At 70.1% G+C, this 25,331-nt stretch carries 25 protein-coding genes and 1 pseudogene; 18 read left to right on the top strand and 8 right to left on the bottom strand.

The genetic code is table 11. From position 1 onward, the window contains the following. Positions 1 to 203: 203 nt before the first annotated feature. Positions 204 to 872, bottom strand: coding sequence for an RNA methyltransferase (locus G7071_RS06625; protein WP_166316456.1), 669 nt, complete (start codon positions 870 to 872; stop codon positions 204 to 206). A gap of 37 nt (positions 873 to 909) precedes the next feature. Here G7071_RS06625 and G7071_RS06620 point away from each other — a divergent pair, with 37 nt between their 5' ends. Then, positions 910 to 1,632 (top strand): DedA family protein, encoded by a 723-nt coding sequence (locus tag G7071_RS06620; protein WP_246210551.1) that lies wholly within the window; start codon positions 910 to 912, stop codon positions 1,630 to 1,632. Position 1,633: 1 nt separating this feature from the next. Here G7071_RS06620 and pyrE read toward each other — a convergent pair whose 3' ends face one another. Beyond that, positions 1,634 to 2,173 carry an orotate phosphoribosyltransferase gene (gene pyrE, locus G7071_RS06615; protein WP_206062929.1) on the bottom strand — a complete coding sequence of 180 codons (540 nt, stop codon included), beginning with the start codon at positions 2,171 to 2,173 and terminating at the stop codon, positions 1,634 to 1,636. Between the two features lie 30 nt (positions 2,174 to 2,203). Here pyrE and G7071_RS06610 point away from each other — a divergent pair, with 30 nt between their 5' ends. Further along, the gene (locus G7071_RS06610; RefSeq protein WP_166316453.1) at positions 2,204 to 3,394 is read left to right on the top strand and encodes a pyridoxal phosphate-dependent aminotransferase; all 1,191 of its coding nucleotides are present in this window, start codon (positions 2,204 to 2,206) and stop codon (positions 3,392 to 3,394) included. Here G7071_RS06610 and G7071_RS06605 read toward each other — a convergent pair. The 3 genes from G7071_RS06605 to G7071_RS06595 all read right to left on the bottom strand — a co-directional run bounded on the left by G7071_RS06605 (position 3,360) and on the right by G7071_RS06595 (position 5,977). Then, positions 3,360 to 4,337, bottom strand: coding sequence for a hypothetical protein (locus tag G7071_RS06605; RefSeq protein ID WP_166316450.1), 978 nt, complete (start codon positions 4,335 to 4,337; stop codon positions 3,360 to 3,362). The two genes, G7071_RS06610 and G7071_RS06605, sit on opposite strands and share 35 nt — an antisense overlap. A gap of 44 nt (positions 4,338 to 4,381) precedes the next feature. Further along, positions 4,382 to 4,882: a hemerythrin domain-containing protein gene (locus tag G7071_RS06600; RefSeq protein WP_166316447.1), complete on the bottom strand. Its 501-nt coding sequence runs from the start codon at positions 4,880 to 4,882 to the stop codon at positions 4,382 to 4,384. A gap of 66 nt (positions 4,883 to 4,948) precedes the next feature. Continuing rightward, a complete protein-coding gene (locus tag G7071_RS06595; protein WP_206062928.1) occupies positions 4,949 to 5,977 on the bottom strand; it encodes an NAD(P)H-binding protein in 1,029 nt (342 codons plus the stop codon). Positions 5,978 to 6,123: 146 nt separating this feature from the next. Here G7071_RS06595 and G7071_RS06590 point away from each other — a divergent pair, with 146 nt between their 5' ends. The 5 genes from G7071_RS06590 to G7071_RS06570 are packed head-to-tail and all read left to right on the top strand — an operon-like array spanning position 6,124 to position 10,497. Continuing rightward, positions 6,124 to 6,687: a hypothetical protein gene (locus tag G7071_RS06590; RefSeq protein WP_166316444.1), complete on the top strand. Its 564-nt coding sequence runs from the start codon at positions 6,124 to 6,126 to the stop codon at positions 6,685 to 6,687. Beyond that, on the top strand, positions 6,684 to 7,502 hold the full coding sequence (locus G7071_RS06585; RefSeq protein ID WP_166316441.1) for an NAD-dependent epimerase/dehydratase family protein: 819 nt from the start codon (positions 6,684 to 6,686) through the stop codon (positions 7,500 to 7,502). Before G7071_RS06590 ends, G7071_RS06585 begins: the two co-directional genes overlap by 4 nt. 9 nt (positions 7,503 to 7,511) lie before the next feature. Beyond that, a complete protein-coding gene (locus G7071_RS06580) occupies positions 7,512 to 8,651 on the top strand; it encodes a CDP-glycerol glycerophosphotransferase family protein (protein ID WP_166316438.1) in 1,140 nt (379 codons plus the stop codon). Positions 8,652 to 8,668: 17 nt separating this feature from the next. Then, the gene (locus G7071_RS06575) at positions 8,669 to 10,087 is read left to right on the top strand and encodes an FAD-binding oxidoreductase (RefSeq protein WP_206062927.1); all 1,419 of its coding nucleotides are present in this window, start codon (positions 8,669 to 8,671) and stop codon (positions 10,085 to 10,087) included. A 5-nt stretch (positions 10,088 to 10,092) separates the two neighbouring features. Beyond that, complete coding sequence (locus tag G7071_RS06570; RefSeq protein WP_166316435.1) at positions 10,093 to 10,497, top strand: DoxX family protein; 405 nt, start codon at positions 10,093 to 10,095, stop codon at positions 10,495 to 10,497. Positions 10,498 to 10,707: 210 nt separating this feature from the next. Here the strand turns inward: G7071_RS06570 and clpB are convergent, their stop codons facing one another. Next, the gene (gene clpB / locus G7071_RS06565) at positions 10,708 to 13,290 is read right to left on the bottom strand and encodes an ATP-dependent chaperone ClpB (protein WP_166316432.1); all 2,583 of its coding nucleotides are present in this window, start codon (positions 13,288 to 13,290) and stop codon (positions 10,708 to 10,710) included. Positions 13,291 to 13,464: 174 nt separating this feature from the next. Between clpB and G7071_RS06560 the strand changes: the two genes are divergently transcribed. The 11 genes from G7071_RS06560 (at position 13,465) to G7071_RS19060 (ending at position 23,970) form a co-directional block, all read left to right on the top strand. Further along, positions 13,465 to 14,199 (top strand): DUF2786 domain-containing protein, encoded by a 735-nt coding sequence (locus tag G7071_RS06560; RefSeq protein ID WP_166316429.1) that lies wholly within the window; start codon positions 13,465 to 13,467, stop codon positions 14,197 to 14,199. Positions 14,200 to 14,355: 156 nt separating this feature from the next. Continuing rightward, the gene (locus G7071_RS06555; RefSeq protein ID WP_166316426.1) at positions 14,356 to 14,682 is read left to right on the top strand and encodes a competence type IV pilus major pilin ComGC; all 327 of its coding nucleotides are present in this window, start codon (positions 14,356 to 14,358) and stop codon (positions 14,680 to 14,682) included. Between the two features lie 80 nt (positions 14,683 to 14,762). Continuing rightward, the gene (locus tag G7071_RS06550; RefSeq protein ID WP_166316423.1) at positions 14,763 to 15,863 is read left to right on the top strand and encodes a type IV pilus twitching motility protein PilT; all 1,101 of its coding nucleotides are present in this window, start codon (positions 14,763 to 14,765) and stop codon (positions 15,861 to 15,863) included. 4 nt (positions 15,864 to 15,867) lie between these two features. Further along, a complete protein-coding gene (locus G7071_RS06545) occupies positions 15,868 to 17,613 on the top strand; it encodes a GspE/PulE family protein (RefSeq protein ID WP_246210542.1) in 1,746 nt (581 codons plus the stop codon). A 1-nt stretch (position 17,614) separates the two neighbouring features. After that, positions 17,615 to 18,820 (top strand): type II secretion system F family protein, encoded by a 1,206-nt coding sequence (locus tag G7071_RS06540; protein ID WP_166316420.1) that lies wholly within the window; start codon positions 17,615 to 17,617, stop codon positions 18,818 to 18,820. A 1-nt stretch (position 18,821) separates the two neighbouring features. Beyond that, complete coding sequence (locus G7071_RS06535; RefSeq protein WP_166316417.1) at positions 18,822 to 19,304, top strand: prepilin-type N-terminal cleavage/methylation domain-containing protein; 483 nt, start codon at positions 18,822 to 18,824, stop codon at positions 19,302 to 19,304. Further along, positions 19,295 to 19,948, top strand: coding sequence for a type II secretion system protein (locus tag G7071_RS06530; RefSeq protein ID WP_166316414.1), 654 nt, complete (start codon positions 19,295 to 19,297; stop codon positions 19,946 to 19,948). Before G7071_RS06535 ends, G7071_RS06530 begins: the two co-directional genes overlap by 10 nt. After that, entirely contained in the window at positions 19,945 to 22,056 is a 2,112-nt protein-coding gene (locus tag G7071_RS06525) for a hypothetical protein (RefSeq protein ID WP_166316411.1), read from the top strand. The genes G7071_RS06530 and G7071_RS06525 overlap by 4 nt, the downstream gene beginning before the upstream one ends. Continuing rightward, positions 22,053 to 22,838 (top strand): prepilin peptidase, encoded by a 786-nt coding sequence (locus G7071_RS06520; RefSeq protein ID WP_166316408.1) that lies wholly within the window; start codon positions 22,053 to 22,055, stop codon positions 22,836 to 22,838. Before G7071_RS06525 ends, G7071_RS06520 begins: the two co-directional genes overlap by 4 nt. A gap of 57 nt (positions 22,839 to 22,895) precedes the next feature. Next, positions 22,896 to 23,660, top strand: a complete 765-nt coding sequence (locus G7071_RS06515; RefSeq protein ID WP_166316405.1) for a lysophospholipid acyltransferase family protein — start codon at positions 22,896 to 22,898, stop codon at positions 23,658 to 23,660. Between the two features lie 67 nt (positions 23,661 to 23,727). Continuing rightward, the gene (locus G7071_RS19060) at positions 23,728 to 23,970 is read left to right on the top strand and encodes a hypothetical protein (RefSeq protein ID WP_246210540.1); all 243 of its coding nucleotides are present in this window, start codon (positions 23,728 to 23,730) and stop codon (positions 23,968 to 23,970) included. Here the strand turns inward: G7071_RS19060 and G7071_RS19055 are convergent. Both G7071_RS19055 and dnaJ read right to left on the bottom strand, forming a co-directional pair. After that, positions 23,880 to 24,116, bottom strand: a pseudogene (locus G7071_RS19055) (heat shock protein transcriptional repressor HspR); the annotation flags it as partial. The gene G7071_RS19060 and the pseudogene G7071_RS19055 overlap by 91 nt on opposite strands. Before the next feature lie 6 nt (positions 24,117 to 24,122). After that, the gene (dnaJ, locus tag G7071_RS06505) at positions 24,123 to 25,298 is read right to left on the bottom strand and encodes a molecular chaperone DnaJ (RefSeq protein WP_166316402.1); all 1,176 of its coding nucleotides are present in this window, start codon (positions 25,296 to 25,298) and stop codon (positions 24,123 to 24,125) included. Between the last annotated feature and the right edge of the window lie 33 nt (positions 25,299 to 25,331).

Below are 25,331 nucleotides of genomic sequence, written 5' to 3'. Positions count from 1 at the left end.
CCAGCCCGGTCACCCGCGGCTGGTGGGGTCAGGTGGTCGCTCATGCGGCGGTCTGCGCGGGTCCCTGTCGCCATACGCCCACAACACCCGCGTGTGACAGGGGTGACCGGCTGACCGGCGCGGGAGCTTGGGGCCCGCGGTCCGGCGCGGGAGCCCGGGGCCGCGGTCCGGGTTGGAGCCACGCACCGTATGCCGACGGACCCTCAGCCGCGCCAGGCATCTCCGGTCGAGACGTCGGCATGCTCACGGATCCAGGAGTGCATCGCGATGGCCGCTGCCGAGCTGGCGTTGATCGAACGGGTCGAGCCGAACTGGGCGATGGAGAAGGTGCCGTCGCAGACCTCTCGGGCGCCTGCGGACAGGCCAGGACCCTCCTGGCCGAAGAGGAAGCACACGTCGCGCGGGATCATCATCGTCTCGAGGTGCTCACTGCCGGGCAGGTTGTCGATGCCGAGGAGCCGGACCTCGCGCTCGTGCAGGTAGTCAGCCAGCGCGGCGGCGGTCTCGTGGTGGCGGACGTGCTGGTAGCGGTCGGTGACCATCGCGCCGCGGCGGTTCCAGCGACGGTTGCCGACGATGTGGACCTCGGCGGCGAGGAAGGCGTTGGCGGTGCGGACGATCGTGCCGATGTTGAAGTCGTGCTGCCAGTTCTCGATCGCGACGTGGAAGCAGTGCCGCCGCGTGTCCAGGTCGGCGACGATCGACTCGAGGGTCCAGTAGCGATAGCGGTCCACGACGTTGCGCCGGTCGCCGTCGCGCAGGAGCTCGGGGTCGTAGTGCTCGCCCGCGGGCCACTCGCCCTCCCAGGGCCCGAGCCCGACCTCGGCCGGGCCGTGGGGCATGGGGTCGTACGGCGCCCGTTCCTCGTCCATGCCAGAACCCTAAGGATCTCTCGTTAGGGTTGCTCGTGTGACCGCGCTACTCGAGCTCTCCCCGCTGCTCCTCCAGCCCCAGCTGCTCGGCCTGGACTGGATGGACCCGCAGTGGTGGCTGGACAACTACGGTCAGCACTTCTTCTGGATCAGTCTCGTCATCGTCTTCGTCGAGTGCGGGCTGCTCTTCCCCATCCTGCCGGGCGACTCCCTCCTCTTCGCGATGGGCATGTTCATCGCCGGGGGCGACATCGACATCAGCCTGTGGGTCGCCATCCCCGCACTGATCGCCGCCGGTTTCGGCGGCAACGTCGCGGGCTACGAGATCGGCCGCTTCATCGGGCCCGCCCTCTATGAGCGCGACGGTCGCATCCTCAAGCGGAAGTACTTCGACCAGACCCGGGTGTTCTTCGACAAGCACGGCAACAAGGCGCTGGTGCTGGGCCGGTTCGTGCCCGTCGTCCGCACCTTCATCACCGTCGTCGCCGGTGTCACCCGCATGGACCGTCGGCGGTTCTTCACCTGGAGCTTCATCGGTGCGGTGCTGTGGGTGGCCTCGATCGTGATGATCGGCTACTTCCTCGGCACGGTCCCGGCGGTCGAGAACAACCTGGAGACCGCGATCCTGCTGATCGTCGCCTTCTCGGTGCTCCCCATGGCCTTCGAGTGGTGGCGGCACAAGCGCACCAGCTCACCCGAGGCCGACGACAACGACGGCGACGGTCGTCCCGACCGCGACATCCTCGGCCAGGACGTCTGACCTAACCCTGGGCGGCGTCGAGCTGGGCCCGGGTGAGGACGGAGCGGACCTCGAGGTCGACGTCGGCGAGGGGGTTCTCCCCGGCCGGCGACCGGTCGATCGCGCACACGACGGTCTCCACGACGGCGCCCGCCGCGCGCAGTGCCTGCGTCGCGTCCCGCACCGCACCCCCCGTGGTGATCACGTCCTCGATCAGGGTCACTCGGCGACCGGCGATGTCAGGACCCTCGGCGAGCTTGCAGGTGCCGTACTCCTTGGCCTGCTTGCGCACGAAGAGGGCGGACATCCCGGTCTTCGCGCTCACCATCGTCGCGATCGGGATCCCGCCCATCTCGAGCCCGCCCAGGAGCTCGGTGTCGGGCGGCAGCAGGGCCACCATCTGCGTCGCCACCCGGTCGAGGAGGGACGGGTCGGCCTCGAAGAGATACTTGTCGAAGTAGGTGTCGGCCACCTGACCCGAGCGGAGGGTGAACTCGCCGGTCAAGCGGCAGATCGCGTCGATGTCGGCGGCAAGGGTGGGGTCGGCCATCTGGTCGGACATGGCCGCGATTGTCGCACTAGGGTCGAGCGCATGCCCCACGACCGGCCCAGCGACCAGCGACGCCAGCAGGCCCGGCGCGTCCGATCGATCCCGCCGACGGTCTTCTCCGAGATGTCGGCGTTGGCGGTTCGCACCGGGGCGATCAACCTCGGGCAGGGCTTCCCTGACGTCGACGGGCCGTCGTCGGTGATCGCGGCCGCGATCAAGGCCCTCGAGTCGGGCGCCAACCAATATGCGCCGGGCCTCGGCGTCCCCGCGCTGCGCGAGGCGATCGCACGGCACCAGCACCGCCACTACGGCATCGAGCTCGACCCCGACCGTGAGGTCGTGGTCACCACCGGCTGCACGGAGGGCATCGCCGCAGCCCTCCTCGGTCTGGTCGACCCCGGGGACGAGGTGGTGGTGCTGGAGCCCTTCTACGACTCCTATCTCGCGATGATCGAGATGTGTGGCGGCTCCCGCCGACCCGTGACCCTGCGAGCCCCCGACTTCCGCCTCGACCCGGCCGACCTGCGGCGGGCGGTCGGTCCCCGGACCCGCGCGATCCTCCTCAACTCACCGCACAACCCCACCGGCACGGTGCTCACTCGCGACGAGCTCCGGGCGGTCGCAGACGTGGCGATCGAGCACGACCTGATCGTGATCACCGACGAGGTCTACGAGCACCTCGTCTTCGACTCCAACGAGCACGTCCCGCTGGCCACCCTGCCGGGCATGCGCGAGCGCACGCTGACGCTCTCCAGCGCCGGCAAGAGCTATTCGTTCACCGGCTGGAAGGTCGGCTGGGCCACCGGACCGGTCGACCTGGTCGCTGCCGTGATGGCAGCCAAGCAGTGGCTGACCTTCACCTCCGGATCACCGCTGCAACCGGCCGTCGCCCACGCGCTCGACCACGAACCAGACTTCCCCGCCGCTCTGGCCGAGGACCTCCAGGCGCGTCGAGACCTGCTGGTCGCGGGCCTCGCCGGGGCCGGGCTCACGGCCCGGGTGCCCGAGGGGACCTATTTCGCGACCACCGACATCCGTCACCTCGGCTGGGAGGACGGCCGGGCGTTCTGCCTGGCCCTGCCCGAGCGTGCGGGTGTCGTCGCCATCCCCAACCAGGCGTTCTACGACGACCACGAGGAGGGGCGACACCTGGTCCGCTGGGCGTTCTGCAAGCAGCCTTCGCTCATCGGTGAAGGCGTCAGCCGGCTGGCGGCGGCCGACCTGCGTCGCTGAACCACGCCCGGGACTCCGGACGTCGTAGCAGGGAGACCGTGAGGATCGCGGCGATGGCCGGGACGAGCGCCGCGAGCGAGGCCAGGGCCGCCATCACGCACAGGACGGCACACACGGCGGCACAGATGACGAGCCCGCGCGCGGCCCAGCCCCGGCCGGCACCCGTGAGGACTGCGAGCGCGATCGCCAGGAGCGACCAGAGCATGCCGATGCCGCCGGAGACGTAGGACGTGGCGACCAGCGTCGCCTCGCTCAGGCCGCTCTCCTCGATGTCGGGGTTCTGGCGGCGGAGCTCGTCCAGCACCAGATCGGGCTGAGTGGCGAACAGCACCACGCTCGCCAGGGTCATCACGAAGACCAGGCCGGCGGTCACGATGGTGATGACCACCGCGCTCGTCACCGGGTCGGGTCGGCGCCGGGCCGGGGTCGAGGTCGAGAGCGGGGGCGAGATCGAGGCCGGGGTCGAGGTCGCGGTCGGGGCCGCGACGGGTCGGTCCTGCGCGGGCCGTGGTGCATCCTGCCCGGCCAGCCACTCACGCGACGGGGACAGCCACAGCAGGGCGGTCGCGACGGCGACGATGGCCGACATGAAGCCGCCGGCGACGAGGCCGGTAATGAACAGCGGTATGGCGACCAGGGACAGGACCAACCGCGCCGACCGGCTGCGCTGCAGGACCTGCCAGCCCAGCGCGACGGCCGCGATGGCGCACGCCGCCGCGATCATCGACGTCACGTGCAGGACGTCGATGACCGACTCCACGGAGAGCGACAGCTCGTTGCCGGGCGGCTCGGCGAGGAACTTCTCGATCGCCTCGCGGGTCTCGATGGACCGCAACCTCGAGACCGAGTCCCACACCGACACGACGACGAAGAAGCCCGCCAGCATCACCATCACCCCGGCCATGGTCGTCTGGCTCGGGCGGGTGCTGGTGGCTTTGGTCACCCCATCATTGGATCATCGGGGTGGTTGGATCACGCAGTCGGACCTCAGGAGATGACTGCGTCGATCGTCTTCTTGAGCGCGCTCGGCTGCGACGGACGCTTCGGTGCCTTCTTCTTGGCGGCGATGAGCTCGTCGCCGATCTCCTGCAGCGCCTTGCGTCCGAGGCCCTCACGCACCTTGGGGAACCACTCCTGCTCCTCTTCGTCCATGTGGTGGCGGACGTTCTCGATCAGGACGGTGGTCTTGGCGTCGAAGCGCTCGTCGCTCGGCTTCATCGCGGCGAGCTCGACGACCAGCACGTCGGCGACGTGGTGCTCCTCGTAGGACTCGAGCACGTCGTCCTCGAGGTCCGGGAGGAGCTCACGCACACGCGGGTACATGACCTCGTTCTCGATGTAGGTGTGCGCGGTCAGGAGCTCGATCATCTTGTCGACGAGCTTGCCCTTGGTGACCTCTGCGTTCTCACCGGCGTTCTCGAAGTCGGTGAAGACCCGACGGACTTCCTGGTGGTCTTCCTTGAGCAGGACGATGGCGTCGTTGGACATGTGTGTGCCTCCAGGAGTTCGAAACGTTTGCTTGGCTGCTGGCGCCGTACCCCCGGAGGCGCCCGATCATGCGTCCGGCAGGACGTCCTTGACCGCGTCGACCACCTTGGCGAGGACCGGGCGGTCGTCGCCACCGCTGGCCCATGAGGGGTCCTGCGGCAGCGGTCCCATCGGGTCGGCGTCCTCGGGTCGCGTCGCGGGTGGCGCGAGGGAGCGGCCGAACGCCTCGTCGAGCCCGACGAGGGAGTGCGCCGGAGGCAGCAACAGCGCGGCGAAGTCGTCGTCGGCAGCCACCATGTCGTGGCGCAGGCTCTCGACGAGGGCCTCGACCGTCGGTCGCGGCACGTCGGTCAGGCTGCCGACCAGCGTCCCGACGAGCGCGGTGGGGAGAAGCGGGACGTCGACCTGGGGCCGCGCCAGACCCGCGTGCGCGGTGTAGGCCTCGAGCAGAGCGCCGTAGCGGAGCCGGTCGGGTCCGCCCACGTCGAAGTGGCGCGAGGGGCCGGAGTAGTCGAGGGCTCCGACGAGCGCCTCCAGCACGTCGACGACGGCGATCGGCTGGACCATCGAGTCCATCCAGGTCGGGACGGTGTGGACGGGCAGGCGCTTGCTGACCTGCCTGATGATCTCGAACGAGGTCGACCCGCTGCCCAGGAGCACGGCCGCGCGCAGGACGACCACCAGGGCGGGCGACTCGGCCAGGATCCGCTCGACCTCGCGACGCGACTCGATGTGCTCGGAGAGCTCGTCGTCGCTGACGTCCGGCACGACGCCGGACAGGTAGACGACCCGGGGCACCCCCTGGGCGCGCACGGCGTCCGCGAGGTTGTTGGCTGCCGCACGGTCGGTCTGCGCGAAGTCGTCGCCACCCATCCCGTGGATCAGGTAGTAGACCGCGTCGACGCCATGGCAGGCGGCCGCCACCTGCTCGGCGTCGAGGGCATCCATGACGACCGTCTCGACCCGGTGTCCCCACCACGCTGGCTCGCGGTCCGGGTTGGACGTCGTCGTCCGGACGTCGTGGCCGCGCTCGAGCAACAGGGGGACCAGTCGGCCGCCGACATAACCAGTCGCGCCCGTCACCAGGATCTTCATTCGGTCGACTGTAGCCGCGGGCCCGCAGCCGGCCCGGCCGCCGAGATGTCTAGTCCAGGTGGCGAATTCTGCCGGTTCTGCCGCGACCTCCCGCAGCGAGGCGCACCCTCGAAAGCGAACATGACGCCCGCAGGATGGTGAAGAACGTGGAACTCACAGGGGAATGGCACACCGCCGCAGGTCTCGGGACAACCACCGCTGGAGCCGATGAGGTCGCCGGCTCGACCGACCTGAGCCTGGCCGTCCTGGTGAGGCAGTGGGTCACCCTCTCGGAGGCCGTCGAGAGCCGGGCCCGGGCCCACGGGGCCCCTGCAGCCCGGCCGGTGTGGATGCCCACCGCGATCGACCACGACGACCCAGAGGAGCACGACGTCGTCCGGGCGCATCGCCGGACGCAACAGCAGCTGGACGCCTGGCTGGAGGCGCTGATCCACCAGGACGTCGCGTCCTCGGGGTCGACGCACCCCCTCGTGGCACGGCTGCGCACGTCCAGCCTGCAGGTCGCGGCCTACGGCAGCTCGGTCATTCCCGAGGACGTCAAGGTCCTGTGCCACGAGTTCGTGGACCTCCCCCGCACGCTGCACCCCGTCAACGCCAAGCACCGCGCCGAGCGCGGTGATCGCGGCCGTCCCATGCTGAGCGCCGCCACCCTCGCGATGCTGGCGCGCACCGCGTGGCCGCCAGGGCGCCCGCGTACCGTTCAACGGTGACCTCAGATGTCCTCCTGGTCGGGTGCGGCGACCTCGGCGCGAGCGTCGGCCTGCGGCTGGCCGAGAGCGGGCACGACGTGCTGGCCCTGCGCCGCAACGCGAGCAGGGTGCCCTCTGGGCTGCGCGCGCTGTCCGTCGACCTGACCCGGGAGGCTCCGGTCCTGCCTGACCTGCGAGCACGGTTCCTGGTCGTCGCGCTCACCGCACGACCACGCACCGAGGAGGCCTACCGGGCGACCTACGTCGACGGCATGCGGCGGGCCCTCGATGCGCTGGCCGACTCCGGGTCGCTGCCCGAGCGCGCGGTCCTGGTGTCGTCGACCGCCGTGATGGCGAGCCGGCAGCTCCCGCCCCTCGACGACGAGTCCACGCCGGCGCACCCGGTCGACGGGCCGGGCCGGATGCTGCTTGCAGCCGAGGAGCTCTTCGCCGAGAGGTTGCCGAGCGGCACCGTGCTGCGGTTGTCCGGGTTGTACGGCGGCACCAGCACCCGGTTGCTCGACCGGGTCCGCCAAGGCCGGATCGACGACCCGCATCGCTGGACTAACCGCATCCACCGCGAGGACGCGGCGAGCGCCGTCGTCCACCTGCTCACCCGTCCCGACCCGCCGGAGCGGCTCTATCTCGGCACCGACGACGAGCCGGCACAGCTGGGCGACGTCGCCGCGTTCCTCGCCGAGCTGCTGGGCGCACCCTCCCCTCCCGCCGCCGATCCCGCCCAGGGGCACGGCAAGCGGCTGTCCAACGCACGCCTGCGTGCCAGCGGTTGGCAGCCCACCCGTCGTAGTTTTCGTGAGGGCTACACCCGCGACTAAGATCCGTGTGTGAACGGCGCCCACGCCCTTGCGTACTACGCAGATGACCCCACGCGGAGCTATCAGCTGATCCAGTGGCTGGAGGTCCTCGAGGTGCTGGACGCACAGCAGCCGGTGGCGCTGGTCGTGCGCGACCCTGACGTCGCAGCCATCCTGCGCGACCGGACGAGGCTGTCGATCTTCCTGGCGCCGACCTTCTCCGAGCTGACCGAGCTCTATGCCGCGCTCGAGGCGAAGGTCGTCCTCTACTGCAACAACTCCGCGCTCAACTTCCAGTCACTCGTCAACGGCGAGATGCTCCACGTGCACATCAACCACGGCGAGAGCGACAAGCAGAGCATGGCGAGCAACAACGCCAAGGCCTACGACCGCGTCTTCGTCGCCGGGGAGGCCGCGGTGCAGCGCCACCTGAGCGGACTGCTGGAGTTCGACCCCGCCCGTCTGGTGCGGGTCGGTCGACCTCAGCTGGACCTGCGGCCGGCGCCCGTGATCGAGCCGACCACGCGCCGTACGGTCCTCTATGCCCCCACGTGGGAGGGCGACGCCGACTACAACGACTACACCTCCGTCGACACCATTGGTCCCGAGATCGTCCGCAGCGTCCTGGCAGTCCCCGACGTGCGGGTCGTCTACAAGCCGCACCCGAAGGTGACCACCAGCCTGACACCGGCCATCCAGTCGGGCCACCTGGCGATCCTGGAGATGATCGCCGAGGCGGCCGCGCGGGAGCCCGAGGCCGGCCACACCACCGTGCTGACCGGCAACATCCTCGCGGTCATGCCCGATTGCGACGCGATGGTCACCGACGTCTCGTCGGTGGGACTCGACTGGCTCTATCTCTGCACCGACAAGCCGATCCTGATCACCGATCGCCACTGCGACCCTGCCCGGTTCCGCGACGAGGTCCCGGTGAGCCACTGCGCCGACGTCGTCGACGAGTCCAACGTCGACGACCTGGCCTCGCTGCTGACGGCCCGCCTCGCGCAGGACTCGCACCACTTCGAACGCCACGCGATGCGCCACTTCTACTTCGACGACCTGCAGGTCGGCGACAGCACCACCCGCTTCCTCGAGGCAGTGGCCGAGCTCGTACGGCGCCGCGATCGCCTGGTTCACGCCAAGGCGCACGGCGACGCCATCACCGCCTGAGCGCGATGATGGACCCCGTGACTCCTGTGCCTTCCTCGTTGACCACCGACCTCGCGGCTGTTGTCGGAGCCGACCACGTGCTCACGGACGCGGCCGACGTCGCGCCCTATGCCACCGACTGGCGGGGTGCGTATGCCGGCACGCCGCTCGCCGTGGTGCGGCCGGGGTCGACCGACGAGGTCTCGGCGGTCGTACGACTCGCCCACGAGGCCGGCGTCGCGATCGTGCCGCAGGGCGGCAACACCGGCATGTGCGGGGGCGCGACCCCGTCGGGCGACGGATCGCAGGTCGTGCTGTCGCTGGGAAGGATGCGGAAGATCCGCGACGTCGACCCGGTCAGCAGCACCATGACCGTCGACGCGGGCGTGGTGCTGGCGGAGGTCCAGCAGGCGGCGGCCTCGGTGGACCGGCTGTTCCCGTTGTCGTTGGCGGCGGAGGGCAGCTGCACCGTCGGCGGCAACATCGCCACCAACGCCGGCGGGACCGCCGTGCTGCGCTACGGGATGATGCGCAGCCTCGTGCTGGGGCTCGAGGTCGTCCTGCCCGACGGCCGCGTCTGGGACGGGCTGCGGTCGCTGCGCAAGGACAACACCGGCTATGACCTGACCCAGCTGTTCATCGGGGCCGAGGGCACCCTCGGCATCGTCACCGGCGCCGTGCTGACCCTCCACCCGGCCACCCCCGCCCGGGCGACCTCGTGGGTGGCCCTGCCGTCGGTCGCCGCGGCAGCATCGCTGCTTCCCCTCCTGCGCGACCACGCCGCCGAGCGCCTCACCACGTGGGAGCTGGTCTCGCGGCCGGCGCTGGACCTCGTCGTGTCGCAGGGCGTGCCCGACCCGCTGGCCTGCGACGCGCCGTGGTTCGGGCTGATCGAGCTCGCCGGGCCGGCCGGAGCCACGGTCGGCGACGACCTCGAGTCGGCGCTGGGTGCTGCCGTCGAGGCCGGTTTGGTCCTCGACGCCGCCATCGCCGGCTCGCCCGCGCAGCGCGACGGGCTCTGGGCGCTGCGGGAACGGATCTCGGAGGCCCAGGAATCGCTCGGACCGACCATCAAGCACGACGTGTCGGTGCCGATCACCTCGCTCGACGACCTCGTCTCCCGGCTCGCACCAGCCCTGGAGCAGGCCCTGCCCGGCATCCGGCCGATCGTCTACGGCCACGTCGGCGACGGCAACCTGCACTACAACCTGAGCCGGCCCGAGTCCCTGGAGCCGGACGCGTTCTGGGCGCGAGCGGCCGAGCTCTCCGCGATCGTCCACGACTGCACCGTGGAGCTCGACGGCTCGATCAGCGCCGAGCACGGGCTCGGCTCCTCGAAGGCGGCCGCCGCATCGGCATACAAGAGCGAGGTGGAGGTGTCGTTGATGCGCTCGGTGAAGGACGCACTCGACCCCCGTGGACTGATGAACCCCGGCAAGGTCCTGCCCCTAGGCTGACTGGCATGGCCTCTCCCGCACGCACGATCGCCCGGCTCACCCTCGGCGCCGCGATGGTCGGGGCGGGGGTGCTCCACCTGACCGCGCAGCGCGCTGAGTTCCAGGCCCAGGTGCCTGACTGGTTCCCGCTCGACGACGACTTCACGGTCCTGGCCTCGGGCGCTGTCGAGATCGCGCTCGGCGCGACGTTCATCGCGGTGCCGCAGAAGAAGCGGCTGATCGGCGGGCTGCTCGCCGCGTTCTTCGTGATCATCTTCCCGGGCAACATCGCGCAATACGTCGAGGGCACCGACGCCTTCGGGCTCGACACCGACCGCAAGCGCCTCGTCCGGCTGTTCTTCCAGCCGGTCCTCGTGCTGTGGGCGCTGTGGGGTGGCGGCTGGCTACGCCGCCGTACTGCTCGCGACTGACTTCCCTGTTGGCGAGCCCCCCGTCGGCCCCATCCAGATGCAACCGGCGGTTGGTCGCACTGAACGACCCTCCGAACGGCCGGGAAGCCCTGCTACTCGACTCCCCCACGGGCACTTGTCAGGCAAGTCCCTCACGTATCAGGGGTTGCAACGCCTGACACGTGGTGGAGTCCCCGGTCAGCCGGGGACTCCACCAGGCGCACCCAAACCTCAGCGGATGACCAACCCGTCGTCACCGACGTCGACCTTGACGGTGCCGCCGTCGGTGACGTCGCCGCCGATCAGCAGCCGGGCGAGCGGGTCGCCGATGGCCGTCTGGATCAGTCGACGGAGCGGGCGAGCGCCGTACGCCGGGTCGAAGCCGGTCTCCGCCAGCCAGCCCCTCGCCGCGTCGCTCACCTCGATGCTGATCCGGCGGACCGCGAGGCGCTTCTCGAGCAGGCCCAGCTGCAGGTCGACGATGTGCGCCAGGTCGTCCTTGGTGAGCGCGTCGAACATGACCACCTCGTCGAGCCGGTTGAGGAACTCGGGCTTGAACGAGGCGCGCACGATGCCCATCACCGAGTCCTTCTTGGTCTCCGGATCCATCGTGGGGTCGACGAGGAAGTGGGAGCCGAGGTTGCTGGTCAGGATCAGCAACGTGTTGCGGAAGTCGACCGTGCGGCCCTGGCCGTCGGTGAGGCGGCCGTCGTCGAGCACCTGCAGCAGGATGTCGAAGACCTCCGGGTGGGCCTTCTCCACCTCGTCGAGCAGCACGACCGAATAGGGCCGGCGCCGCACCGCCTCGGTGAGCTGGCCGCCCTCGTCATAGCCGACATAGCCGGGAGGAGCCCCGACCAGCCGCGAGACCGAGTGCTTCTCGGAATACTCGCTCATGTCGATGCGGACGATGGCCCGCTCGTCGTCGAAGAGGAAGTCGGCGAGCGACTTGGCCAGCTCGGTCTTGCCGGTGCCGGTGGGCCCGAGGAAGAGGAACGACCCGGTCGGGCGGTTGGGGTCGGAGATCCCGGCCCGCGATCGGCGTACGGCATCACTCACGGCTTGTACGGCGCTGCGCTGGCCGATCAGGCGCTGCCCGATCACCGACTCCATCTCGAGGAGCTTGGCCGTCTCGCCCTGGAGGAGACGGCCGGTCGGGATGCCGGTCCACGCCTCGACGACGTCGGCGATCTGCTCGGGACCGACCTCCTCGCCGACGAGCGGCTCGAGGTCGGCCTCCTCGGCCTTCTCGACCTCGGCGATCTGCTTCTCGAGCTCGGGGATCTGGCCGTACTGGATCTCGCTGGCGCCGGCGAGGTCGCCGTCGCGGAGCTTCTTCTCAGCCTCGATCTTGAGCTGGTCGAGCTGGCGGCGCAGCTCACCCTCACCCTGGAGCTGGTCCTTCTCGCGCTCCCACCGCGCCTCGAGCCCGCGCAGCTCCTCCTCCTTGTCGGCGAGGTCGGCCTTGAGGACCTCGAGCCGCTCGCGGGAGGCGTCGTCGGTCTCCTTCTCGAGCGCGAACTGCTCCATCTTGAGCCGGTCGACCTGGCGGCGGAGCTGGTCGATCTCCTCCGGGGACGACTCGTGCTCCATCCGCAGCCGCGAGCTGGCCTCGTCGATCAGGTCGATCGCCTTGTCGGGCAGCTGGCGGCCGGTGATGTAGCGGTCGGAGAGGGTCGCGGCGGCGACCAGCGCGGCGTCGGTGATCCGGACCCCGTGGTGGGCCTCGTACTTCTCCTGGATGCCGCGCAGGATCTGGATGGTGTCCTCGACGCTCGGCTCGCCGACGAAGACCTGCTGGAAGCGGCGCTCGAGGGCGGGGTCCTTCTCGATCCGCTCGCGATATTCGTCGAGGGTCGTCGCGCCGATCATGTGCAGCTCACCGCGCGCGAGCATCGGCTTGAGCATGTTGCCGGCGTCCATCGCGGAGTCGCCGCCGGCGCCCGCACCGACGACTGTGTGGAGCTCGTCGATGAAGGTGATGACCTGGCCGCCGGCGTCCTTGATCTCCTCGAGCACGGCCTTGAGCCGCTCCTCGAACTCGCCGCGATACTTCGCGCCGGCCACCATGGCCGCGAGGTCGAGGCTCAGGACGCGGCGGCCCTTGAGGCTGTCGGGCACGTCGCCGTCGACGATGCGCTGCGCAAGCCCCTCGACGACGGCGGTCTTGCCGACGCCCGGCTCACCGATCAGGACCGGGTTGTTCTTGGTGCGCCGGCTGAGGACCTGGATGACGCGGCGGATCTCGGCGTCGCGGCCGATGACGGGGTCGAGCCGACCGTCCTGCGCGGCCCGGGTCAGGTCGACGGAATACTTCTCCAGGCTCTCGTACGTCGACTCCGCGTCCTGGCTGGTGACGCGACGGTTGCCCCGGACGGCCGTCAGGCCCTCGCGGAGCCCGGCCTCGCTCAGACCGGCGTCGTTGAGGATCTTGCGCGCCGACGACTCGACGGTCGCGACGGCGATGAAGAGGTGCTCGGTCGCGACGAAGTCGTCCTTCATGCCGGCCGCGAGGTCGATCGCGCTCGCCAGCACCCGGGTCAGCGCCGCGCTCGCGGAGGGCTGCTGGACGGTCGAGCCGCTCGCCCTGGGGATCGACGACAGCACCCGCTCGGCCTCGGCCGTCAAGGTCGCGGGATCGAGGCCGGCCTTGGTGACGAGGCTGCGAGCGGTGCCGTCCTCCTGCCGGAGCAGCGCGACGAGCAGGTGGATCGGCTCGGTCTGGGTGTTGCCCGCCGTGGTGGCGGCCAGCTGGGCAGCCTCGATGACCTCACGGCTGCGGGTGGTGAACTTCTCGACGCCGAACTGGCTCATCGGGGCTCCTCTGCACACTCCATGGTCATCACCGTGATGACATCTACGACAACGCTCGACAAGTTGAGTCGATTCCCCTCAACTTTAACCAACGTCGTGTCGACCTCTGTGGACAGCCTCCACGCAGTGTCGGTGATGCGTGCCATCGTGCGGAGTCACCACGTGAGGAGACGCATGAACGACGACAAGCTGGCCCGGGTCCGCAAGCTGCTGGCGCAGGCCGAAGACCCGGCCGCCACGGCTGCGGAGGCGGAGGCGTTCAACGCCAAGGCCACCGAGCTGATGGCCAGACACGGCGTCGACGCCGCCCTGCTGGCCGCCAGCGACCCGGGTCGCGAGGTGGTCGGCGACCTCACCGTGGAGCTGCTGGCGCCATACGCCCACGAGAAGGGCAGCCTCGGGGCGGCAGTCGCGCGCGGGCTGCGTTGCAGCGCGGTCCTGCGCAAGCGCCGAGAGGACGGGTCGACGACCTACTCGCTGCACCTGTTCGGGGCGACCACCGACCTGCTGCTGGCCGAGATGCTGCTCACCAGCCTGCTGGTCCAAGGCACCGGCGAGATCACCCGGCGCCCGGTCCCGCGCGGCGAGCACGCCGCGGCCTACCGCCGCACCTGGTGGCTCGGGTTCGCGGCCGCGATCGGGCATCGCCTCGAGGAGGTGGAGCGGGCGGCCGCCCGCGAGTCCGAGACCGACTTCGCCGCAGCCGGCACGTCGGCCGCCCTGGTCCTGGCCGACCGGGCCGCGCTCGCCGACCGCACCGCCGCCGAGTTCTATCCCGACCTGCGAACGGCAGCGCCGCGCCATCTCTCCGGAGGTGGAATCGCCGACGGGCACGCCGCGGGCCGGCGGGCCGACCTGGGACGCACCGGACGCGTCGCGACTCCGTCCCGCGCTCGCTTGTCGGTCTGACCCCTGACCCCCTTTGGGGTGGTGAGGGCTCCTCTTAATTGGGTATCAAGCGCCGCTTACAACTAGATGGCGCCTACCTCCTCTTTCACTGCATGTCAGCTCGAGAGCACAACCACTCACTGACATCCAAGAGGGGACACCATCATGATCCGAACCATGCGAACCCGCCTTGCCAAGCGTCACGAGAACGAGGGCGGCTTCACGCTCATCGAGCTCCTGATCGTCATCGTCGTCCTCGGCGTCCTCGCCGGGATCGTCGTCTTCGGGGTCGGCACCTTCCGCCAGGACGCCGTGACCGCGGCCAAGGGAGCCGACTGCAAGACCGTCTCGGTCGCTGCCGAGGCGTTCGCCGCTAAGTCGCCCACCGGTGCTTACCCGGCCAACGTCCAGAAGCTGGTTGACGACAAGTACATCAAGTCGGTGCCCACCTCCATGACTGGAGCCACCGCGATCGACGCCGACGGCAAGGCCGCCGGCTGCTGATCGCCTCCTGACGGGAGGGCCGCGGCCAGCCGCGGTCCTCCCGGCTCAGCACTTCCAGCGACGCTTGAGGGGACCCAAGCATGCACACCAACATCCATCACATCGGCGGCCGGATCGACGGGCTGCTCGCCGCGCTGTGGCAGGCCGGCGGCACCGACCTCCTGCTCTCCGTGGGCCTGCCGCCGATGCTCCGGGTCGACAGCGTCCTGACCCCAGCGCCCGACACCAGCGCGCTCAGCGCCGAGGACACCGACGCGCTCCTGGCAGAGGTGCTCACGCCCGAGCAGGGCCAGACCTGGGCCGGCAGCCACGAGTACGACTTCTCGTTCTCCTGGCGCGACGACGCCCGGATCCGCGGCAATGCCTTCACCCAGCGGGGGCTGACCGCCGTGGCGTTGCGGATGATCCCCCGCTTGATCCCGTCGCCCGACCAGCTGGGCCTGCCGCCGGTGCTGCGCGAGCTGTCGCTGCGGCACCAGGGCCTGGTGCTGATGACCGGCCCGACCGGGTCGGGCAAGTCGACCACGCTGGCCTCGCTCATCGACCTGATCAACAGCACCCGTGGCTGCCACATCATCACGGTCGAGGACCCGATCGAATACGTCCACGACCACAAGATGTCGGCGGTGAACCAGCGTGAGGTGGGCACCGACACGGCCAACTTCCCCGACGCGTTGCGCAGCGTGCTCCGCGAGGACCCCGACGTCCTCCTCGTCGGCGAGATGCGCGACCTCGAGTCCATCCGGTTCGCGCTCACTGTGGCCGAGACCGGCCACCTCGTCTTCGCCACCCTGCACACCAACGACACGGCGCAGTCGATCGGTCGGATGATCGACGTCTTCCCAGCTGAGCAGCAGGCACAGATCCGGGTCCAGCTTGCGGCCGCCCTCAGCTGCGTGGTCTACCAGCGCCTGGTCCCCCGGATCGGCGGCGGGATGACCGCGGCCTACGAGGTCCTTGTCGCCACACCTGCGGTGCGCAACCTGATCAAGGAGGGCAAGACCCACCAGCTGCGCAACAGCCTCGTCACGGGGATGCGCGACGGCATGGTCACGTTGGAGCAGTCCCTCTCGGTCCTGATCCAGAACGGTGTCGTCAGCGAGTCCGACGCGGCCGCACGGAGCCTCTATCCCAATGACATCGACACCAGGCCGCGCATCGCTGCCGCGGGCAGGTTCTGACGCCATGAAGATGCGCGCCCGCCACGCTCCGGACAAGCCGGCGCCGATCCCTGCCGCCGACGGATATGACGAGCGGATGGCCACCATCCTCGTCACGTCGCGTCGCGTGGATCCGCACCGCCTCGACGCTGTCCGCAGCACCTGCACCCAAGGCACGCTCGCGTCCGCGCTGATCGAGGCCGGCGTCATCACCGACGATGAGCTCGCGTGCGCCGTGGCCGAGCACTACGGCGTCGAGGTGCTCGACTTCCGCAGCACCGCGCCGCAGCAGGAGGCGGTTGCCCTCCTGGCGGGCGACGTGGCCCGGTCGCTGATGGCGCTCCCGGTCACGGTCGACGGCGAGAAGGTCGTCGTGGGGGTCCTGGACCCCGCCCCGGAGCACCTGGCGGCCGTCGCGGCGGCGATCGGTCGGCCGGTGATCGCCAGGGTCACGACGCAGCCAGCCCTGGAGAGTGCCCTCGGCAGCGCCTACAAGGCCACCGGGGAGGTGAGTCGGCAGATCCAGGAGTTCGAGGCACGCGACAGCCTGCGCCGTGAGGCCGCCCAGCTCGAGACCGCACACGTCAACGAGGCTGCGCCCGTCGTCCGGGTGGTGCAGATGATCGTCACCCAGGCACTGCGCGACCGTGCGTCCGACATCCACATCGAGCCGTCGGGTGAACGCGTCCGAGTCCGCTACCGCATCGACGGTGCCCTCACGGACGTGCTCGATCTCCCCGGTTCGATGGGACCCGCGATGGTGAGTCGGCTCAAGATCCTCGGTGGCATGAACATCGTCGAGCGGCGGCGACCCCAGGACGGCCAGATCTCCATGGAGGTGGAGGGCCGCCCGGTGGACATCCGAGTGGCGAGCACCGCCGTGGTCGGTGGCGAGAAGGTCGTGATGCGGCTGCTGGACAAGTCCCGACCACTGTTCCGGGTCGAGCAGCTCGGCATGCCGCCGGACACGGCCGACCGCTACAGCACGCTGATCCACGCGCCGTACGGGATGGTGATCTGCGCCGGCCCCACCGGAGGTGGCAAGACCACCACGCTCTATGCGTCGCTGGGGGAGCTCAACACGCCCGACCGCAACATCATGACGATCGAGGACCCGGTGGAATACACCTTCGACTCGATCAACCAGATCCAGATCAACGAACAGGCCGGCATCACGTTCGCCGGTGGCCTGAAGTCGATCCTGCGCCAGGACCCGGACGTGATCCTCGTCGGCGAGATCCGGGACGCCGACACGGCGCGGATCGCGGTCCAGTCCGCCCTGACCGGCCACCTCGTGCTTTCCTCGCTGCACGCCACCGAGGCGGTGTCCGCTCTCTACCGGCTGCTCGACATGGGGATCGAGTCCTTCCTGATCGCATCGTCGGTGACGGCGGTCGTGGCCCAGCGCCTGGTCCGGCGCAACTGCCCTCACTGCCTCGAGCCCCACGAGCCGTCCGCCGAGGAGATGGCCTTCCTCCGCATGGTCGGAGGTGCCGGCGGCCCCGAGCCGGTCGAGAGTTTCCGGCACGGTGCCGGGTGCCACTTGTGCGCCCAGACCGGCTATCTGGAGCGGACCGGGGTGTACGAGCTCCTCACGGTGACCGACGAGGTGCGCGAGCTCATCGTGCAGCGCGCTCCCCACGACGAGATGCGCAAGCTTGCGCTGAGCCAGGGCATGCGCACCCTCCAGGAGCAGGCGGTGCGGCTCGTGCGGGACGGGTCGACGACGGCGGCCGAGGTCATGCGCTCCATCTACGTGGCGGGAGTCTGAGATGCCCAAGTTCGCCTATATCGGCGTGGACGTGGAGGGCGTCGAGGTCAAGGGGACGCACAAGGCAGCCAGCCGCGCCGACGCCGAGGTCTCGCTCTACGAGCAGCAGGTGCGTCATCTCCAGGTGACCGAGAAGAAGAGCATCCTCCACTACGAGATCTCCGGCCCCCGCATCAAGCGCGAGGCGGTCATGCACCTGTCCCGGCAGATCGCCGCCTTCCTCCGGGCCGGCCTGCCGATCCTCGAGGCGGTGCACACCATCGGCAAGGAGAGCGAGAACTCCTCCGTGAGGCGGATGATGAACACCATCGAGGACCAGCTTCGGTCCGGCGAGCGGTTCTCGGACTGCCTGGACGCCTTCCCGAAGGTCTTTCCCCCCTTCTACCGCGGCATCGTCCGGTCCGCCGAGCTCACCGGCGAGCTCGACACCGTGCTCGCGCGCCTCTCGGGCTACATCGAGCGCGACCTGGAGGCACGGCGCAAGCTCAAGTCCGCGATGACCTATCCGCTCGTCGTCGTCGTCATGTCGATGGTCACCGTGGTGATCCTGGCGATCTACGTGCTTCCCAAGTTCGAGGACTTCTTCGCCGACCTCGATGCCGAGCTTCCGCTGCCGACCCGCATCCTGATGGGGATCACCGGCTTCCTCGGGGACTGGTGGTGGGCGATCGCCGCCGGGCTCGTGGCCATCGTCGTGCTGTTCATCGCGATCACCAGCACCAAGCAGGGCAAGTACGCCCGCGATGCACTGCTGCTCAAGGTGCCGGTGCTCGGGGTCACCATCCAGTACGCCCTGGTCGAGCGCTTCTGCCGCGTGCTCGCCTCGATGGTGGGCGCCGGGGTCAACCTCACCGAGGGGTTGGCGGTGACCACCGAGGCACTGCGCAACCGGGTCTACGTCAAGCGGCTGGGGGAGGTGAACGAGCAGATTCTCGAGGGACAGGGCGTCGCAGGGCCGCTGGCGCGGACAGGGCTCTTCCCCGGGACCGCCACCCAGATGCTCCGGGTGGGCGAGGACACCGGCTCCCTCGACACCCAGCTCGAGGTCACGGCGGAGTACTACGAGACCGAGCTCAACTACAAGATCGCGAAGCTGACCGCGCTCTTCGAACCGATCGTCATCGTCGTCATGGGCCTGATCGTCGGCTTCGTCGCGATCGCGCTGGTCTCTGCGATGTATGGCATCTTCCGGCAGGTCGACGTGTGACATGGAATCCCGTCGAACGCCGCAGCGCACTGACCGTGGCGAGACCCTCGTGGAGCTGGTGGTGGCAATCGCCATCATCGGCATCGCCGCGGCGGCCATCCTCGAAGGGCTCCTGGTGGGCATCCAGACCTCGGTCATGCACCGCAACGACGCGTCGGGCGGCGCCTATGTCCGCAGCTTCGCGGAGGCGATCCAGACCGATGTCGACACCAACGGCTACAAGACCTGCGCGAACGCCCAGTCCGGCTACGCGCTCGTCACCGTGCGCGACCTGCCCGCGGGCTACACGAAGACAGTGACGGCGGTGCAGTCCTGGAACGGCTCCGCATGGGGCCCCTGCACCACCGACGGCCTGCAACGGCTCGACCTCAAGGTGACGACGACGGGGGATGCCCTCCACCGTGCTGACGAGAGACTGACCGTCATCCTGCGCCGCCCCTGCAACGGCAGCGCGGCCACCGCGGGGGCAGACCCATGCAGCTGATGACTGGAGGTCGAGGTCGCAGGCACGCAGATGACGGCTTCACGCTGATCGAGCTCGTGCTGAGCGTCGCGATCCTCGGCATCGTCTCCGCCGCGCTCTGCGAGATCGTGCTGCAATACCTCAAGACCACCACCGACACGAGTGCGCGGCTCACCGAGTCGACCGACCAGCAGTTCATCTCGACCTACTGGCAGAACGACGTCAGCAGCCTCGGACGGCAGACGCTCAACTCGTCGAGTGCCCTGACGCCTGACCAGTCGGTGTTCGTCGGCTCCGCCGGGCCGGGGAGCTGTGGTACCGCCGTGGGAACGGTCGTGGTCGCCTTCGCCTGGAACGAGTTCAACGTCAACGCCGCGAACCCCGCGAACGCCTGGGACGTCACCCCGCACGAGGTGGCCTACGTGACCGTGCCCGCCGGCAGCCGCCTGCTGCTCCGGCGGGTGCGGTGCCGCAACAGTGCGGCGAGCCAGCCCCAGACGGTCGCACGCAACCTCACGGTGTCACCCACCATCGACTGCGACACCACCTGTGGGGCCGCCACGCCGCCCAACCGGGTCTCGATGACGTTCAGCGTCAAGGACGCCGCGAACCCGAACAGCCAGGGCTACACCACGACTGTCTCGGCCGACCGGAGGCAGGGATGAGAACGCGTCTTCAGGAGCTGCGCGCCGACGACACCGGGGCGATGCTGATCGTGGCGCTCATCATCATCACCGCGGTGGCCCTCGTGACCGGGGCCCTGCTCTCCCACGGCCGGACCAACTTCCGGGCGACGGCAGCGCTCGAGGGTGTTGCCGCGTCGTCGTACGCCGCGGACACCGGCGCCAAGGTCGCGCTCAACGACCTGCGCCTCGGGGCGAGGGCACCTGGCTGGGTGACCCCCACCTTCCCCGGCTTCTGGAGCGACTGGGTCTACACCAACAACGCGGACGGGGCCGGCTGCTTCGGCGCCGATGGGGTCCTGCCCAAGAACACGCTCGAGCTGAAGAACCTCTATCCGAAGGCAGGCGACCAGTCGGCCGACGGCTCGGCTCGGGTCGAGTGCTCCGTCGTGCCCGGCACGGGCATCTTCGGAGCAGGCAGCGGTGTCGGCATCGAGGACCCGGACCCGACCGACGCCTTCGCCCGGTCGCTGACAACCGTCGGAACCGCCGGGGTGAGGCAGGGGATGATCCTCAAGCCACTCGGGACCGGCAACACGGCGGCGATGCCGGTGCGCGGCGGCATCGCCTCGAAGTCCTACATCACCGTCGACAACGGCGCGCTCGTGACCGACGGCTACGTGAAGGCGGAGGGCACCTGCACGGGCGTGATCGTGAGCAACCCGGCGAAGGCCTGCAACCAGGCGGGCAGCGTCCCGATGCCGGTGGCACCGCCGTCGCCGCTGGCCTCGGTGCCGCCCTACCAGAACCCTGCTTCTGTCACGGGCTGCGTGTTCTCGCCCGGGTTCTACAACAACGCCGCGGCCCTGTCGGCCGCCGTCAACGCGTGTGCGACGGCGCGCTTCGCCTCCGGCACGTACTACTTCGACTTCAACGACGAGATGCACGGTGGCCAGAACGTCTGGAACATCACCAGGACTGTCGTCGGCGGCGAATACGTCGGCGGCACGATCCCGGGCACGTGCAAGAGCCCCATCTTCAACGACCCGATCGCCGGAGTGCAGTTCGTGTTCGGTGGGACCAGTCGCCTCACCGTCAGCGACACGGCGCACGTCGAGCTCTGCGGACCGTCGAACGGCGGCGAGCCTCCGCTGACACTCTTCCAGCAGCAATCAGGGGTAGCGGTCGCACCGATCACGATGGGTCCGGTCAGCGCCGGCAACGTCGACCAGCGGACAGGCAACGCCGGCGGCGACAAATGGACCGCGGGAACGGTGGCACCGGTGACGACGCCGCCGACCTCCCTCCAGAGCGCCATCGCTGCCGCGGACGCGTCGAACGTCACCTGGACCATCGCGGGGAACAACGACGACGTCGGCATCGACCTGCGCAACTTCCCGGGCCTCTCGGCCATCCCGGCCGGAGGTGACATCTCCTCTGCAGAGCTGAGGGTGAGATATGCGAAGTCGAGCGCCCGCCCCTTGCAGGTCACCGTGAACTCCCAGCTCCCTGCTGCCCTGCCCGTCAGCGCTCCGGACGGAGCAGGCTGGGGATCCGTGCAGCTCGCCGACCAGCTGCGCAACCTCCTGGCCGGGGGTGGGTTCGACGCCACCAGGCCAACCCTCGAGCTGCGGATGATGGACGCCGCCAAGAACGACACCCTGACCATTGACGCCGCCACCTTGACGCTCACCTACGCGCCTGCCTCCCTCCGCGCAGCACAGGACGTCGCCTTCGTCCTGGCTCCCGGCGGCAACTTCCACGGCGAGTTCGTCGTGCAGGGCGCGACGTTCGCACCCAGGGGATACGTCGACCTCGATCCGGGCTCCTCCACCAGCGCACTGGTCGCCTTCCGCTGGGGACTGGTCGCTTCGGGCGTCGACCTGAAGGCGCAGCCCTCGCAGACCTTCGGCTATCCGCTGGTCTCGATGCCGGACGCGGGCCACGGCCTCGGCAACAAGGTGACGGTCGTCGACCTCGCGGTCCACGTCTGTGTCGAGCAGCCCACCTGCGCCAGCGGGGGCACCCATGCCCTGACGGTGCGCGCGAGCATCACCGACCCGCCGTACACCACGTGGGGCAGCGGGCCGGCGCGCCCGGAGCCGGGTCGCCGGCGGGTCGAGGTCCTGAGCTGGGCGGAGCAGCGATGAGCGAGATCCCGACCGCGATGATCGCTGCCCTGTCAGCCGTGCTCGGCCTCGCCATCGGCTCGTTCCTCAACGTCGTGGTCCACCGGGTGCCGCGGGGCGAGTCCGTGGTGAGCCCACCTTCGGCCTGTCCACGCTGCGGCCGGGCGATCAGGGCTCGGCACAACGTCCCGGTGATCGGCTGGCTCGTGCTGCGTGGACGGTGCTACGACTGCGGCCTGCCGATCAGCGCGCGCTACCCGGTCGTCGAGCTGGGGACAGCCGCGCTCTTCGCCCTGGCGGGCTGGCGGTTCGCGGATCGACCGGCGCTGCTGGGCCCCTATCTCGCGTTCGCCGCCGGTGCGATCGTGTTGGCACTGATCGACCTCGACACCCATCGCCTCCCCAACGCCCTGGTGGCGCCGGCCTACCCTGTCCTCGCGGCCCTGCTCCTGCTCGATGCGGACCCAGCGGGCCTGCTGCGCGCTGCGCTCGGCGCGCTGATCCTGTTCACCGTCTTCCTGGTGGTCGCAGTGTGCGCCCCCGGGGCCATGGGGTACGGCGACGTCAAGCTCGCCGGGGTCGTGGGGGCGATGACGGCCTACCTCTCCTGGGGCGCCCTGCTGACGGCCGGGTTCGGCGCCTTCGTGCTGGGCAGCATCGTGGGCCTGCTCCTGATGGTCGGCGGGAGGGCCGGACGCCGTACCGCCCTGCCCTTCGGCCCGTTCATGCTCATGGCGGCCTGGGCCTCCGTCCTCGGCGCCGGCGGGTGGGGCGAGGTCTACCTGGCCGGACTGCACCTGTAGCCCCATTGAGCACCGCTACCCACGCGCGAGGTGGCGCTCGCGCACCACACTGTCCAGATGATCACCCCCTCGTGGCAGCAGCCCGGCCTCCGGGCCGCCGTCCTCTACGCCCTCCTGACCAGTCTGGTCGGCACCGTGGCGGGCACCGTCAGCCGGCTCGAGCTCACCCGCCGGGCGATGCCCGACCACCCCCTGCCTGCCGGTCCGGTGATCGTCGTGGCCAACCACACCGGCTTCGCCGACGGCTTCCTGCTGGCCATCGTGGGGCGGCGCCTGGGCCGGTCCCTGCGCCTGATGGCCACCGGTGGCGTGTTCCGCCACCCCCTCCTCGGCCCGTTGCTGCGCCGACTGGGCTTCATCCCCGTGCTGCGTGGCACCGCGACCGCGGCCGACTCGCTGGGCCAGGCCGAGCTGGCGCTGGCTGCGGGCGAGGCGGTGGGACTGTTCCCGGAGGGCCGGATCACGCGCGACCCGGCGAAGTGGCCCGAGCGCAGCAAGACCGGGGCCGTCCGGCTGGCGCTGCGCACCGGCGCCCCCATCGTCCCGGTCGCCCTGGTCGGCGCCCACGACGTCGTCGGCACCACGCGGGTCGTCACTCGCCTGCTGCGCAACCTGCTGTGGCGCCCCGTGGTCCGGGTCGCGGTCGGCGAGCCCATCGACGTACGCCGCCTGGCAGGCGTCGTCGGGGACGAGGTGCCCGACGACGCGACGATCCGTCGGCTCGCCGACGAGGTGATGGGTCAGCTGATCAGCCGGGTCGCAGAGCTGCGTGGCGAGTCGGCGCCCCACCCGCTCGGCGTGCCGGAGTCCGCGCTGGCGTGATCGCCGCGCGTGCCGCGACCGTGCGTCAGGAACCCTGACGCCACAGCAGGACCGAGCGGCCCACGCCGTGCTCGCGCAGCACGGGCAGCCGGCTCGGGGGATGGCGGCCCCGGCGGCGGCTGCGGCCTCGAGCGCCTGGCGCAGGGCCGCACGCGTCGCCTTCAGCTCCGCGACGAGCTCCTCGTTGCGCTGGCGCAGGGCGGCAACCTGGTTGTCGAGCTCCAGGATGCGGCGCACGCCCTCGATGCCGATCCCGGACGACGTCAGGTCGGCGATCTCCCGCAGCAGCTCGAGGTCGCGGTGGGAGTAGCGCCTGCCGCCGCCACCGGTCCGGCCCGGAGTGATCAGGCCCATCCGCTCATAGGCGCGCAGCGTCTGGGGGTGCAGGCCGGTCAGCTCGGCCGCCACGCTGATGACATAGACGGCTGCGTCGGGGGGTGGGGCACCGAAGCTCATCAGCACTCACCTCGCCTGCGAGAAGAGCTGGTCGCGCAGCGGGATGCCGGCCGTGGCGCTGCGATAGGCCTCGAGCGCCTCCCGGGCAGCGGGGTCGAGGGTGGGCGGGACGCTCACCTCGATCGTGGCGAGCAGATCACCCCTGGTGCCGTCCTTCTTCGTCGCGCCCTTGCCACGGACCCGGAAGGTGCGGCCGTTGGGGGTCCCGGGCGGGACCTTCAGGGTCACAGGCGCGCCGCCGAGGGTCGGGATCTTGATGTCCGCCCCCAGCGCAGCCTCGTCGAAGGAGACCGGGACGTCGATCGTCAGGTTGTCGCCCTTGCGACCGAAGACCGGGTGGGCTGCGACCGCCACCTTGACGAGCAGGTCGCCGGCCGGGCCACCGCTCTCCCCGGTCGCGCCCTTGCCACGAACCCGGATCCGCTGGCCGTCCTTGACCCCGGCCGGGATGCGCGCCTGGATCGTCCGGGCCGAGGTGCCTCGTCCGCTCCCACGGCAGGACGGACACGGGTCGTCATAGACGAGCTGGCGACCACGGCAGGTCGGGCACGTCTCGTTCATCGAGAAGGCGCCGCCGACGCCTGCGACGACATAGCCGGCCCCCTCGCACTCCGGGCAGATGTGCGGCCGGGTGCCGGGCTTGCCGCCCGATCCCTTGCAGGTCGCACAGGCGGCGTCGGAGGTCAGCCGCAGGGAGATCGTGACCCCCTCCAGCGCGTCGGTGAACCCGATGTTGGCAGTGGTCTCGATGTCCTGGCCCTTGCGCGGCCGCGGCTGGCGCTGCTGGCGGGCACCCCCGCCGAACAGGTCGCCGAACATGTCACCGAAGCCACCGGCACCGCCCTGCTCGCGCAGCAGGTCGTTGATGTCGAAGCCGCCCGCACCCCCGCCGCCGCCCCCGCCGCGGTTGAACCCGCCGGGGAACCCGCCTGCGGACAGCGATCGGAACTCGTCGTACTTCTTGCGCTTGTCGGCATCGCCCACGACGTCGTAGGCCTCGGCGACCGACTTGAACTTCTGGTGCTTGGCGTCGTCGTCGGGGTTGGAGTCGGGGTGGTTGGCGCGCGCCAGCTTGCGGTAGGCCTTCTTGATCTCCTCGGCGCTGGCGTCCTTGCTGACGCCGAGGACCTGGTAGAAGTCCTTGGTCGCCCAGTCGTTGCGGAAGCTGTCGTTCTCAGCCATGCGCGCACCTCCTCTCGTGTGTCCGGTCTGCTG

The sequence above is a fragment of the Nocardioides piscis genome, from assembly GCF_011300215.1.
In the GTDB taxonomy this organism is placed as follows: Bacteria; Actinomycetota; Actinomycetes; order Propionibacteriales; family Nocardioidaceae; genus Nocardioides; species Nocardioides piscis.
This window is presented reverse-complemented; position numbering and strand designations above follow the sequence as displayed.